Source organism: Deferrisoma camini S3R1 (assembly GCF_000526155.1).
Lineage (GTDB): Bacteria > Desulfobacterota > Deferrisomatia > Deferrisomatales > Deferrisomataceae > Deferrisoma > Deferrisoma camini.
Window position 1 is genome coordinate 307,101 of record NZ_JAFN01000001.1, and the last position, 12,588, is coordinate 319,688.

The 12,588-nt window shown below is 68.4% G+C and carries 11 protein-coding genes and 1 tRNA gene; 9 read left to right on the plus strand and 3 right to left on the minus strand.

What is annotated here, in order from left to right; all coding sequences use genetic code 11:
• Positions 1 to 146: 146 nt before the first annotated feature.
• Positions 147 to 632, minus strand: a complete 486-nt coding sequence (locus DEFCA_RS0101305) for a cytochrome c3 family protein (protein WP_025321247.1) — start codon at positions 630 to 632, stop codon at positions 147 to 149.
• Between the two features lie 711 nt (positions 633 to 1,343).
• On the opposite strand from DEFCA_RS0101305, the gene DEFCA_RS22730 reads away from it, so the two are divergent.
• Complete coding sequence (locus tag DEFCA_RS22730; RefSeq protein WP_245693410.1) at positions 1,344 to 1,574, plus strand: hypothetical protein; 231 nt, start codon at positions 1,344 to 1,346, stop codon at positions 1,572 to 1,574.
• A gap of 206 nt (positions 1,575 to 1,780) precedes the next feature.
• Here DEFCA_RS22730 and DEFCA_RS0101320 read toward each other — a convergent pair whose 3' ends face one another.
• The gene (locus tag DEFCA_RS0101320; protein WP_025321249.1) at positions 1,781 to 2,830 is read right to left on the minus strand and encodes a fatty acid desaturase; all 1,050 of its coding nucleotides are present in this window, start codon (positions 2,828 to 2,830) and stop codon (positions 1,781 to 1,783) included.
• Between the two features lie 201 nt (positions 2,831 to 3,031).
• Between DEFCA_RS0101320 and DEFCA_RS0101325 the strand changes: the two genes are divergently transcribed.
• A complete protein-coding gene (locus DEFCA_RS0101325; RefSeq protein ID WP_025321250.1) occupies positions 3,032 to 4,984 on the plus strand; it encodes an acetoacetate--CoA ligase in 1,953 nt (650 codons plus the stop codon).
• A 68-nt stretch (positions 4,985 to 5,052) separates the two neighbouring features.
• Here the strand turns inward: DEFCA_RS0101325 and DEFCA_RS0101330 are convergent, their stop codons facing one another.
• Complete coding sequence (locus tag DEFCA_RS0101330) at positions 5,053 to 6,399, minus strand: IS701 family transposase (RefSeq protein ID WP_084318607.1); 1,347 nt, start codon at positions 6,397 to 6,399, stop codon at positions 5,053 to 5,055.
• Between the two features lie 217 nt (positions 6,400 to 6,616).
• Here DEFCA_RS0101330 and DEFCA_RS0101335 point away from each other — a divergent pair, with 217 nt between their 5' ends.
• The 7 genes from DEFCA_RS0101335 to DEFCA_RS0101365 all read left to right on the plus strand — a co-directional run bounded on the left by DEFCA_RS0101335 (position 6,617) and on the right by DEFCA_RS0101365 (position 12,414).
• A complete protein-coding gene (locus DEFCA_RS0101335) occupies positions 6,617 to 7,027 on the plus strand; it encodes a (deoxy)nucleoside triphosphate pyrophosphohydrolase (RefSeq protein WP_025321252.1) in 411 nt (136 codons plus the stop codon).
• Between the two features lie 442 nt (positions 7,028 to 7,469).
• A complete protein-coding gene (locus DEFCA_RS0101340) occupies positions 7,470 to 8,660 on the plus strand; it encodes a mechanosensitive ion channel family protein (RefSeq protein ID WP_025321253.1) in 1,191 nt (396 codons plus the stop codon).
• Positions 8,578 to 9,039 (plus strand): hypothetical protein, encoded by a 462-nt coding sequence (locus DEFCA_RS0101345; protein ID WP_025321254.1) that lies wholly within the window; start codon positions 8,578 to 8,580, stop codon positions 9,037 to 9,039. Before DEFCA_RS0101340 ends, DEFCA_RS0101345 begins: the two co-directional genes overlap by 83 nt.
• Before the next feature lie 317 nt (positions 9,040 to 9,356).
• Complete coding sequence (locus DEFCA_RS0101350; protein WP_025321255.1) at positions 9,357 to 10,289, plus strand: NAD(P)/FAD-dependent oxidoreductase; 933 nt, start codon at positions 9,357 to 9,359, stop codon at positions 10,287 to 10,289.
• The gene (locus DEFCA_RS0101355) at positions 10,286 to 10,846 is read left to right on the plus strand and encodes a metallophosphoesterase family protein (RefSeq protein ID WP_025321256.1); all 561 of its coding nucleotides are present in this window, start codon (positions 10,286 to 10,288) and stop codon (positions 10,844 to 10,846) included. Before DEFCA_RS0101350 ends, DEFCA_RS0101355 begins: the two co-directional genes overlap by 4 nt.
• Before the next feature lie 69 nt (positions 10,847 to 10,915).
• A tRNA-Pro gene (locus DEFCA_RS0101360) sits at positions 10,916 to 10,992 on the plus strand.
• Between the two features lie 81 nt (positions 10,993 to 11,073).
• Positions 11,074 to 12,414 (plus strand): cytochrome c3 family protein, encoded by a 1,341-nt coding sequence (locus DEFCA_RS0101365; RefSeq protein WP_025321257.1) that lies wholly within the window; start codon positions 11,074 to 11,076, stop codon positions 12,412 to 12,414.
• The last annotated feature ends 174 nt before the right edge of the window (positions 12,415 to 12,588 follow it).

A 12,588-nucleotide genomic window follows, 5' to 3' on the forward strand; every position in this document is an offset into this window, starting at 1 on the left:
CCGCCCCCCTCACACACGGCCGAGGGGCCAAGCGTAGCAGGGGAGCCGGGCCCGATGCCAGGCCCCCGCGACAGCCGGCAGCGGCAAAGAAAAAAGGAGGGCCGAAGCCCTCCTTTGGGGTGCCATGCTTTCCGGTCGGGCCGGGTCTACTTTTTCTTGGACGGGGCCTTGGCGAAGGCGCCCTTGTCCACCTTGTCGCCGTGGCAGATGGCGCAGAACTTGCCCAGCTCGCTGCCCTTGGCCACGGTGCCCCTCAGGTACTTGTAGTTGGGGTTCGAGGGGTGGGGGTTGTGGCAGCTGGTGCACCCCAGGGTGCCGTCCTTGCGGAGGAGATCGGCCGGCACCTTCACCTTCTTGGGCTTCATGCCCACGGGGTGGGTCTGGGCCAGGTGGATCGGGATGATACCCTCGTCCTCGTTGTGGCAGCCGAGGCACAGGGCGGCGTCGTCCGCGGCGTTCTTGCCGGTGGCAGGGTTCTTCTCCGCCGTATTGGGGGCCACGGCCAGGATCGCCCGGCCCTTGGCGTAGTGGATGGAGTGGCACTCCACGCAGTTCGGGTCGTGGGGACCGTAGGCCCAGGCAGCCGGAGCGGCCAGAACCACGGCGACAGCGGCGACGAGCAGCTTTCTCATGGCTTCTCCTCCTTTTGTGGGGATCGCGGCAGGCCCCATGGAAACGAACCACACGGAACACGCCCCCCAGGGCGGCCGGTACGCTACCCGATCGATTCCCGAGGTGTCAAGCGAGAAAAGGCCTCCACCGAGGCGTCCTACGAAAACGCAGGCCCGAGGCTTCGGCCGCCTCGTCCCCAAGCCGCCCGTGCGATTGCCGACCCGCGTGACCACCCAGGTCCGGCCCCCTCCCGAAATCCGGCCGCCGCCTTTCGAGCAGGTGATGGAGCGGGCCTCTCTGTTTTCCTGTGGGCTTTCATGGACTTCGACTTGTCCGTCGCTATGAAAAAAGACACGTTTTCATAAAAAAGTATCGTCTGCAATGAGGTTTTTTGTGTAATATCGCTTGACAGTTGCTGTTTGGGTGCTAGTATGTACGGCAGCATAGAGCCGATAACGGGGAGACCTCGGGGAGCGTTGGTTCAGCGTCTCCCTTTTTTTGTGGCTGCACGAAGGGCGGCAGGCCGGCCTTTGCAGTCTTTGTTTTCTTGTTTGTTTCTGTCAACGACCACCCCGCCAGGAGGCGACCAAATGGATTGGAAGGAAAACGAACGAACTGATTGGAAGGGAAAGGCAAAGCTTTGTTTGTGGGGCGCCGTGGGTGGGGCGATCGCCGTGTCGATCATCGGCTTCGGGGTCGGTGGTTGGGTAAGGGGTGCAACCGCGGAGAAGATGGCCAGGGACATGGCCGACACCGCTGTTGCCGACAGCCTGGCGCCCATCTGCGTCGCCCAGTTCCTCCAGGACCCGGACAAGGACGAGCGCCTCGAGGACATGAAGAAGTTGGAGCTGTGGGGAAGGGCCGAGTTCGTGAAGAATCAGGGGTGGGCCACCATGCCCGGTTCGGACGAGTCGTCCTACACCGTCGCGGACAAGTGCGCGAGGCTGCTCGCTCAGCTCTGAGATCCTCCCCCCTTCCGCCAGCGCGGCCTCGCAGACGGGCGGCGGAGGTTCCCGGGCGAAAGAGAGGGCCCCGAAAGGGGCCCTCGTTGTGCCTGGAGTGTCTGCTGCACAGCGATCACGCCCCTTCGAGCTCGTCCCAGGTGGTGTGAACGGTGAAGTCCGTGGCCCCGTCTCCATCTTTGTCCACGAGCAGGTCCACGAGCTTCCTACGCCCCCAGGTCGTCCAGTAGGGGCGGGAAGCCCACGAGCCGCTGGTGCTCCTCGTCCCAGAGCTTGAGCCGGGGAGTGCGGAGGCTGTCGCGGAGGGTCAGGGGTTTCTTGGAGCGCAGTTCCGGCACGGCCTCGTAGCAGGCCTTCAGGCGGTAGTTGGGGATGCGGGGCCGCAGGTGGTGGATGAAGTGGTAGCCGATGTTCCCGGAGAACCATCGGAGCACGGGCGGCAGGTCGTAGAACGAGCTCCCGTCGAACGCGGCCCGCAGGGGGTTCCAGTCGCGCCGCCGGGCCCAGTACACGCCCTCGAACTGGTGCTGCACGTAGAACAGCCACACCCCGCCCACCCCGGCGAGCCAAAGCACCGGCACCTGGATGAGCAGGTAGGTCCGAAGCCCGATCGTGGCCGCGGCCGCGGCCGCGATGCCGGCGATGAGGGCGTTGGTGATCCACACGCTGCGCCGGGCCCTGCGGCTCACGGCCCGGCTCGGCCAGCGCTGACGGACCAGGAAGTGGAACAGCGGTCCCACCCCGAACAGGATCAGGGGGTTGCGGTAGAGCCGGTACCGGAGCCGCGCGGCCCGGGGGGCGCTCCGATACTCCTCAAGGGTCAAGGTGGTGATGTCGCCCACGCCCCGGGCGTCGAGGTTGGCGTAGGTGCCGTGGTGCTTGAGGTGGGTGAACCGCCAGTCCTCCAGCGGGGTGAACGCCAGGGCGCCGCACACGTAGCCCAGCACCGTGTTGGCCGCCTTGGAGCCGAAGAACGAGTCGTGCGCGCAGTCGTGGAACAGGATGAACAGCCGCACCAGGAGCCCGGCCGTCGGCACGGCCAGCAGCAGGGTCACGACATAGGAGTAGCCCCCCTGGACGGAGCGGATCATCAGAGCCCACAGGGCCAGGTAGGGGATCAAGGTGTTGGCCACCTGCCACGTCGCGACCCAGGGGTCGGGCCGCTCGAACCGCTTGAGGGCGCGGTACCAGGGGGGCCACCGAAACGGGCCCGTGGAAGAAGGGGGCAGGGGCGTGGCTTGGTTCCGACCGCTCATGCCGCATGCTCCTTCTTGCGTCCCAACGTGCCAGCCGTCCACTTCGATAGCGCCGGGCCGGAGCGTTGTCAACGGGAAGGCGCCGGGGGAGATCCTTTCCCCCTTGCTACCGGCCGGGGGTTTGGTTATCGTCAAACTTCGTTTACCATGATCCGATCCTTCGGACCCTGATCCCTGCCCCCGAACAGGAGGAACCCCGCCATGGCAAAGCTGTTGTGGACCCCGTCTCCCGAGCGGATCGAGCAGGCCAACCTCACCCGGTTCATGCGGTGGGTGAACGAGCAGCACGGGCTGGACTGCAAGACCTACGACGACCTGTACGCGTGGTCCGTCCGCGATATCCCGGCGTTTTGGGAGAGCGTGTGGAAGTTCGTGGGCATCCGCCACTCCACCCCCTACGAGGCCGTGCTCGAAAACCCGGTGATGCCCGGGGCCAAGTGGTTCCGGGGCGCCCGGCTCAACTTCGCCGAGAACCTGCTGCGCCACCGGGACGACCGGCCCGCCCTGGTGTTCGTGCGCGAGGGGGGCGAGGAGCACTCCCGCGTCACCTACGCCGAGCTGTACGGGATGGTGGCCCGCATGGCCCGGTTCCTGAGGGAGGCCGGGGTGCGGGAGGGGGACCGGGTGGCCGGGTTCATGCCGAACCGGATCGAGACCGTGGTGGCCATGCTGGCGGCCACCAGCATGGGCGCGATCTGGTCCTCGTGCAGCCCGGACTTCGGGTTCAAGGGAGTGATGGACCGGTTCGGCCAGATCGAGCCCAAGGTGCTGGTGACCTGCGACGGGTACTTCTACAACGGCAAGGCCTTCGACTCCCTGGCCCGGGTGGCCGAGGTGGCCCGGGAGATCCCGGCGGTGGAGAGGATCGTGGTGGTGCCGTTCGTGTCCGACAGTCCCGACCTCTCGGTTCTGGGCGGCAAGGGGGTGCTGTGGGCCGACGCGCTCGCCAACGACGCCGCCGACGTGGAGTTCGCCCAGCTTCCGTTCGACCACCCCCTCTACATCATGTACTCCTCGGGCACCACGGGCGTGCCCAAGTGCATCGTGCACGGCGCGGGCGGCACCCTGCTCCAGCACGCCAAGGAGCATATCCTCCACACCGATCTCAAGCCCGGAGACGCCATCTTCTACTTCACCACCTGCGGGTGGATGATGTGGAACTGGTTGGTGAGCGCCCTGTTCGTGGGGGCCAAGGTCGTGCTCTACGACGGCAGCCCGGCCCACCCCGACATGAACGTGTTGTGGAAGATGGCCGAGGAGCAGGGGCTCTCGGTGTTCGGCACCAGCGCCAAGTACATCAGCCTGTGTCAGAAGTCCGACGTGCACCCGGGCCGGGATTTCGACCTGTCCGCCCTGCGCACGGTGTGCTCCACGGGCTCGCCCCTGTCCGAGGACGGGTTCGAGTGGGTGTACGACGAGGTCAAGAAGGACCTCCAGCTCGCCTCGATCAGCGGCGGCACCGACATCATCTCGTGCTTCATGCTGGGCTCCCCCATCGACCCGGTGTACGCGGGCGAGATCCAGAAGCGGGGCCTGGGCATGAAGGTGGAGGCCTGGACCGACGAGGGCAAGCCGGTGGTGGGCGAGAAGGCCGAGCTGGTGTGCACGGCGCCGTTCCCCTCGATGCCGATCTACTTCTGGAACGACCCGGGCAACGAGAAGTACCTGGACGCCTACTTCCGGTACTTCCCCGGGGTGTGGCGCCACGGCGACTACATCGAGATCACGCCCCGGGGCGGGGTGATCGTGTACGGCCGCTCCGACGCCACCCTGAACCCGGGCGGGGTCCGGATCGGCACCGCCGAGATCTACCGCCAGGTGGAGGCCCTAGACGAGGTGGTGGACTCCCTGGTCATCGGCCAGAACTGGGAGGACGACGTCCGGGTGATCCTGTTCGTGGTGCTCCGGCCCGGGCTCACCCTGGACGAGGCCCTGGTCAAGAAGATCAAGACCCAGATCCGCACCAACTGCACCCCGCGCCACGTGCCGGCCAAGGTGATCCAGGTGCCCGACATCCCCCGGACCCTGAACGGCAAGAAGGTGGAGATCGCGGTCACCAAGATCGTGCACGGCGAGGAGGTGAAGAACCGCGACGCCCTGGCCAACCCCGAGGCCCTGGACTACTTCAAGGACCTGCCGGAGCTGCGCACGTGAGCGGGGAAGGCCCCTGCGGGGCCGGCTAGAGACTAGAAACTGGAAACTAGTTCTGCTTTGTCAGATTTTCATAACGCTTGGCTTTGATTGGCTTTTCTGGTGTGCGATGCCATCGCGGATGCCCTTCGCCGGTGACGTCGGGCCATCTGCGCCAAGGCGTCTTCCAGTGTCGCGTTCGCGCGCGGCAGCAAAACGCTGAGCACTTCCCGCACGTCGCGCGCGCTCAACAAGGGGAACGCACCACGATGCTTTCGGCGTGCCTCCAACAAGAACAACAACGCCATCAGCACCATCGCCATGTGGTGATGCCACCCCTGCCACAACCGCACCTGATACTCGGCCATGCCCACTTCGCTCTTGGCCTCCTGCAGGCTTCGCTCCACCCAATAGCGCTGCCCCTGCATGTACGCCAATCGCCGCACCGACGTCTGCTCCGGCGCGTTGCTCAGCGTGTACTTGATCTCCCCCGGGTTGCGCACCGAGCGCCGCACAATCAGGTGCCAGCAGTGGGCCTTGGACTCCCGCCCGTCCCACACCCACACTCTGCGGTGAAGCACCTCCACCCACAGTGGGCCCTTCGTGGAGTCCCGATACGACAAACGCCGCCAGGCCTCCCCCGGTTGGTTGCGCACCCACGCATCCACCCGGATCGGTTCCGGCCCCTGCGCCCGAGGCCGTTGGGGCGCTCTCCCACGCGCACTGCGCCGCGGGGGTACCTGGGGCCGAGGATCCTCCAGGTAGATCCGCTGGGACGCCTTCACATCCACCACGAACACTTCCCCGTCGGCGTCCAACCCCCGCAGGAACTTCGGGTCGGCCCCGTAGAACGAATCTGCCCCCACCCAGGCGAACTCCACCCCCAGGCGCCGGGCGTGCCGAACCATCTCCAAGGCCAGTTCCGGTTTGGTGCGATACCCCCGCTCGGCTTCCGGAACCTTCGCCCGCTTGCACCGGGCCGAATCCTCGGCCCACGCCTTCGGCAGGTACAGCCGTGCATCGGTGAGCGTCACCTCCCCGTCGCGGGCCAGGGCGGCAAACACGCCCACCTGGCAGTTCTCCACCTTGCCCAGGCGCCCACACCACTGGCGCGCAACGCCAACCGATCGGTCGCCCTTCTTGGGGAACCCACTTTCGTCCACGATCAGACACGTGTTGGGGGAGCCTCCCAACAACCGGTCGGCGTCACGGGCCACATGGTCGATCACCTCGCGGTGATCCCACGGGGAGTACGACACAAAATGCTGCAGGCGTTGGTCGTCGGCGTCCGGAACGACTTCTGCGATGCGCTCCATGTTTCGCTTCCGGGCTTGCGCCAAGCCGGCAAAATACGCCTCGGCGGCCTTCACGCACGAGCGGGTACGAGAGGTGAAATGCGATCGGTAGCGTGCTGTGAACCGATCCAGGTCGTGCTCCAACTCCGCGAGGGGGTGAGGGGAGCTGGCTAGATTAGAAGAATTATTACCTAGTCAGTTCCGATTTAGTAATCATTCTAATCCTCCTTTTATTTCAAAGTGTTACGATGAATCCCAGAGCTACTATACTTCCGGACCCGCTCTTTGCCAAGGCCTCGGCGAATCTGACAAAGTAGAACTAGCTTTCTAGCTTTTTCCAGCGGGCCGAAGGCCCTGACCGATGACCGACGACCGAAGTTACCCCTGGGTGCCCGTGGTCGCGGCCGTCCTTCGCCGGGGCGACGGGCACGTACTTCTGGCCCGCCGCCCCTCGGGCGCCCACCAGGGGCTCTGGGAATTCCCGGGAGGCAAGGTGGAGCCCGGGGAGGCGCCCGAGGCGGCCTTGGCCCGGGAGCTCCACGAGGAGCTGGGGATCAAGGTCGAGGTGGGCGAGGCTCTGCTCACGGTGAAGCACCGCTACCCCCACATCGCCGTCCGCATGACCGCCTACGCCTGCCGCCTGGTCTCGGGGGAGCCCCGGGGTCTCCACGGCCAGCAGGTGCTTTGGGCCCGCCCGGACGAGCTCCTTTCGTTCCCCATGCCCGAGGCGGACGTGCCCATCGCCCGGAGGGTGCAACGGGACCGGGGGTAATGCCACGTTGCGCTGAAGGCCCTCGGACCCCTGAACCGATGGGGCCTGCCGGAGAGCCGGGCGCAGCCCCTTATACCAAGTTGCGTTCAAAGCAAGATCCATCCGGGGGGGCGGGGCAAGGGGCCTGGTTCCGGCCGTGCGTGAGTGCAGCATCCGACTTACGCCGCACCCGGCACTCAGCCCTATGCTCCTTGGGCGCTGGAAAAACGAACGTTGACAAGGCATGTTCGGGCTTGTCGCGAGGCAAACATCGGCTGAGTGCCGGGTGCAGCGACTGTAGGAGCCACGCCCGGCGCTCCACCAGGCCCCTTGCCCCGCCGGTTCAGGGGTCTGATGGCTTTGACCGCAACTCGGTATGAGTCGGGGGCTCCTGGACGTTGCGGCCGCTTTCCGGTACAAATCTCCATTGGTCTCCCACCCCCCCCACCCCGGCCGGATCCCCATGGACCTTTGGAGCACCACCGTTCTCGGAAACACCGTCAAAGACTACCTGGTCTCCGCCGGCCTGGTGATCGCAGCGGTCGTGGTGGGCCGCGTGGGCCGGTTCGTGCTCGAGCGCTACTTTGGCCGGTGGGCCGAGAAGAGCCGCACCCGGCTCGACGACCTGCTGGTGGGCCGGGTGCTCGCGCCGGCCGTGCACCTGGCGCTCCTGGGGGGGCTGTGGCTGGCCAAGTCGAACCTGGCCGTGGCCGAGCCGTTCTCCGGATGGATCGACCGGGGCCTGCTGGTGGTGGCCCTGGTGCTCTTCTTCGCGATCGCGATCCGGTTCGTGCAGGGCCTGGTGGAGCTGGGGGGGCGGGCCTACGTGGAACGGCTCGAGGCCCAGGCCGTGGACGACCTGGAGGAACGGCGTCGCACCGTGGTCCGGGTGGAGAAGCAAGTCCGCGAGATCTCCACCATGGTCCTGTGGATCCTGGGTCTGCTCACGGTGCTCTCGAATCTGGGGGTGGACCTGAAGGCGATCTGGGCCAGCCTAGGCATCGGCGGCATCGCGCTGGTGGTGGCGGTCAAGGAGCCCCTGGCGAACCTGGTGGGGCGGCTGTACATCTATGGGACCGGCATCTTCGACGAGGGCCACTTCATCGCCTTCGGCCCGTGGTCGGGCACGGTGACGAAGATCGGGCTGTTCCGGACCTACCTGGAGCTCTTCTCCGACATGACCACCGTGTCCCTTCCCAACGCCGACTTCGTCAAGGGCGCGGTCAAGAACTACTTCGGCCGGACCAAGTTCATGTACAAGTGGGACCTGGACGTGCCCTACGACGTGGATCCGGAACGCCTCCAGGACCTGGTGGAGCGGCTGCGGGCCCACGTGCTGGGGCTGCCCGAGGTGAACCCCCAGATGTGCTGGATCTACCTGGATCGCCTGGACCGGTACTCCAAGGTGATCCGGGTGTGGTTCCAGGCCCACCTGCCCGACTGGGCCGCCTCGCTCCGGTACGGCAACCAGGTGCTCCACGGCATCCAGCGGGTGTTCGCCGAGGCCGGGGTGGAGTTCGCGTTTCCCACCCAGACGGTGTATCTGGCCACCGAGGAAAGGAGGGGCGCCGATGGGACGCGGGGTTCTGCTGGCGTGGGCGGTGTGGGTGTGGATGGCGGTCCCGGCTTGGGGCCAACCCCTGCGGGGTCTTGAACCGCCCGGCGTGACCGCGGCCGAGGTTCCCGCTGCGCTGGCCCGACGGGGCCTCACGGAGGAGGCGTTGGCCCGGGCCGTGCGCGAGGAGATGGAGGCCGCCGGCATCCGGACCGGCACGGGTGCCGGGCCCGGGCTGGTGGCGCGGGTGTGGGCCACGGAGCTCAGGGGCGCAGGCATGTTCGCGTGCGCGGTGGAGCTGGCCCTGGAGGAGGAGGTGGGGTTGGCCCGGGGCGGCGCGTCGCGGGCCGCGACCTGGCGGCGCACGGCGGTGCTCGCCCAGATGAGCGGCCGGGCCCCCGACGCCGTGCTCCGGACGGTCCGGGACCTGGCCCGGGCCTTCGCCAACGAGTACCGGGCCGCAAACCCGGAAAGGTGAACCGGAGCCGCACGCGGCTCTCCGGCAGACCCCATGCCCGCCGGACCTTTGCCGGCGGCGGGGCATGGGTTTCAGGGGCCAGAATTCAGGGGACAGGAGCCAGAAGAAGGGCAAAGACACTGTGGCCAAAGCGGTGTCGTGGGACCACGACCCGTCCACTGACATCTGTCCTCTGACGCCTGCTCCTCATGCCCCCGAGCTTTGGCGCGGTCCGAGGGCCGCCTGGCCGCCCTGCTGCCCAGCCGCCCAGCGGGCCGAAGGCCCCAGACCGACGACCGTTGACCGTAGACCGACGACCGAAGTTACTGGAAGGGACCATGAGTGCAGCGTACGACGCCATCGTGATCGGGGGAGGGCCGGGCGGGCTGACCGCCGGCATGTACCTGGCCCGGGCGGGCCGCAAGACCCTGCTGTTGGAGCAAGCGCTCCTGGGGGGCCAGATCGCCCAGACCTCCCACGTGGAGAACTACCCGGGGTTTCCCGACGGCCTGAGCGGCCGGGACCTGATCGACCGCATGGAGCAGCAGGCCCGGAAGTTCGGGCTGGAGATCCAGTTCGGCCGGGTCGAGGCGCTTCGGGTGGACCGCGACGGGGCCAAGGAGGTGGTGGTGTCCGGGTTCCCGTTCCAGGCCCGGGTCGTGGTGGTGGCCACCGGGCTGGTCCAGCGCCTGGGCATCCCGGGCGAGGAGGAGTACCTGGGCCGGGGCGTGTCCTACTGCGCCACCTGCGACGGCGCCCTGTACCGGGGCCGGCCCGTGGCCCTGGTGGGCGCGAGCGACTGGGCCATGGAGGAGGCCCATTTCCTGAGCCGGTTCGCAGAGCCCCTGTACCTGGTGATCCCCGGCGCCGAGCTGAAGCCCACCAGCGACCTGCGTCGGGAGCTGCTGGCGCACCCCCACGTGGAGGTGGTGACCCGGGCCCGGCCCGTGGAGGTGCTGGCCGACGAGCAAGGGGTCACGGGCCTTCGGATCGAGGATCGCTCGAGCGGCCGGATGCGCGACCTCGCGGTGGACGGGGTGTTCATCTTCTCGGGCCGCAAGCGGCCGGGCACGGACTTCCTGCAGGGGGTGGTGGACCTGGACGACCAGGGTTACGTGGTGGTGGGGGAGGACTGCGAGACCAGCGTGCCCGGGGTGTACGCGGTGGGCGACGTGCGGCGCCGCCGGTTCCACCAGGTGGCCACGGCCGTGGGGGACGGGGCGGTGGCCGGCATGGACGCCCTGCGGCATCTGAAGGGGGAGCCTGGGTGAGGATCGCGGTCCTGGCGGACCTCCACGGCGACCTCGGGGCCCTCGATGCGATCCTGGACGATGCGGCCCGCCGGGGCGCCGAGGCCGTGTTCCTGCTGGGCGACGCCCTGGGCGGCCCCGACGACGCGGCCCTCGTCGCCCGCCTGGGCGAGGCCGGTGTGGTGGCCGTGCGGGGAGAGGCCGACGAGCCCTTGGCCGACGCCCCGGCCGAGGTCCGTTCCTACGCGGAGAAACTTCCGGCGTGGATCCAGGTACAAGACGGGGACACGCGCCTGGCGTTCTGCCACGCCGACCCCCGGAGCCCTGCCTGGCAACCCCTGGACGGGGCGACGCCGGAGGAGCAGCTGCAGGCGGCGTTCGAGGTTGTGGAGGCCGACGTGCTCCTGGTGGGGCACACCCACGAACCCCTGGCCCGCCGGATCGGGGACCGGGCGCTTCTGAACCCGGGCCGTGCGGGGGGCGGGGATGCGGCCCGATATCTGTTGGTGGACACCGAAGGGGGCCTGACGGCGGCCCATGTACGCGTTGGGGTGGGGAGGGACGCGCGCAGAGCTTGAAACGGAAGGGACGTTGTGGTTAGAATCCGCCTTCCGGCGTTCGCCGGAGACGACGGTGAGCGGAAGCGTCGGGACGTGGCGCAGTCTGGTAGCGCGTCTGCTTCGGGAGCAGAAGGTCGCTGGTTCGAATCCAGTCGTCCCGACCATTCTTCCCTCGCCGATTCTTGTTTCGGGACCCGAGGCCAGGGGCGACGGCGGACGTTCCCTCCCGTGAGGAACCGCGCCGGATGAGAACGCTCCTGGCCGTCGTGTGTCTGGCTGTCGCCTGCTGGTCGCCCGCCCGGGCCGGGCCGGTGTCGTACCGCCTGGTGGAGCCCTCCGATCCGGCCCACGACCTGCTGCCCAAGACCTGCCGGGTGTGCCACAAGGACGAGAACTTCCGGTTCTTCGTGGTGGTGTCGCCCGACGACGAGGGGTTGGAGGCGGCGCGCTCCCGGCTGGAGGCCGGCGCCCCCGCCGCCGTGGCCGAGCGGCCCAAGAACCCCCACACCGGTATCGCCTGCCTGTTCTGCCACCTCCAGGACCCCAACCAAACCCCGCCCGAGGCCATGACCTTCCGCACGCTGGACGGCGGCGCGGTGGGCCGCGGCGAGGTTGCGTCGGCCTGCGGCCTGTGCCACCCGGAGGCTGCCGTGCGCCACCCCACCGTGCTGGCCGAGGCCGCGGACGCGACGGCGGACTTCGAATCCGCCGGCCTGCCCTTGGTGGACGGGGAGGCCACCTGCGCCACCTGCCACGACATGCACGAACAGGACGTGGGGCCGGCCGTGGTGCGGAAGGCCTACCTCGTCTTCGCCGCCAAGAGCCGGGCGAGCTTCGTCCACGGCAACCGGGCCGGCTGCCGGGCCTGCCACCCGGGCGAGCCCGAGCCCGAAACGGAGGTGGTGTTCCTGGACCCCGACGCCACGGCCCGGTGCGTGCGGTGCCACACCGGCGGCCACGAGGAGATCCACCCCGTGGGGGTGGCGTCGTCCGAGCGCACCTTTCCCATGGACTTCCAGGACTTCCCGCTGGACGACAAGGGGCGGCTGACCTGCTCCACGTGCCACGACGAAGTGTGCGGCGGGGACATCGACCCCAAGAACCCCCGGTTCCTCCGGGGCGGCCCCTACGTGACCCCCACCGACTTCTGCTACCGGTGCCATCCCCGGGCCGGGGAGGGGGCCCTGAACCCCCACGACCAGGTCACCGACGACGGCCGGCTGGTGAGCACGAGCTGCGTGTTCTGCCACCGCCGCCGCCCCGGCGAGGAGGGGCCGGGAACCCTCGAGTTCCTGCACTCGCCGGTGGAGCTGTGCATGGGGTGCCACGACCCCGGCTCCCACCCCACCGTCAACCACCTGGTGGAGATGCCCGAGCCCATGCTCAAGAAGCTGCGGGCGTACGAGGAGCGTCACCGGGTGCGGCTGCCCCTCCATGAGGACCAGGTGGTGTGCACCACCTGCCACAATCCCCACGAGAAGGGGGCGGTGAAGGGCGAGGCCGCCCTGGGGGCCGGGGAGGAGAAGGGGTGGCGGGTGCCCAGCTTCGCCGAGCTGTGTACCCCGTGCCACGCACGGTACGACTGAAAGAGGCTAGGCGGCTAGGCGGCTAGGCGGCTGGGCGGCTGGGCGGGGACACCTGCGAGGGTAAGCCCCCCGGGGCTGGGGCCTGCGGGAGCGGCGTGCCCGCCGCGATCCGGGCCGGAGGCCCGCCAGGAGAGGTGTCGCGGCCTGGAGGCCGCTCCCACAGGCTGGCCCGGA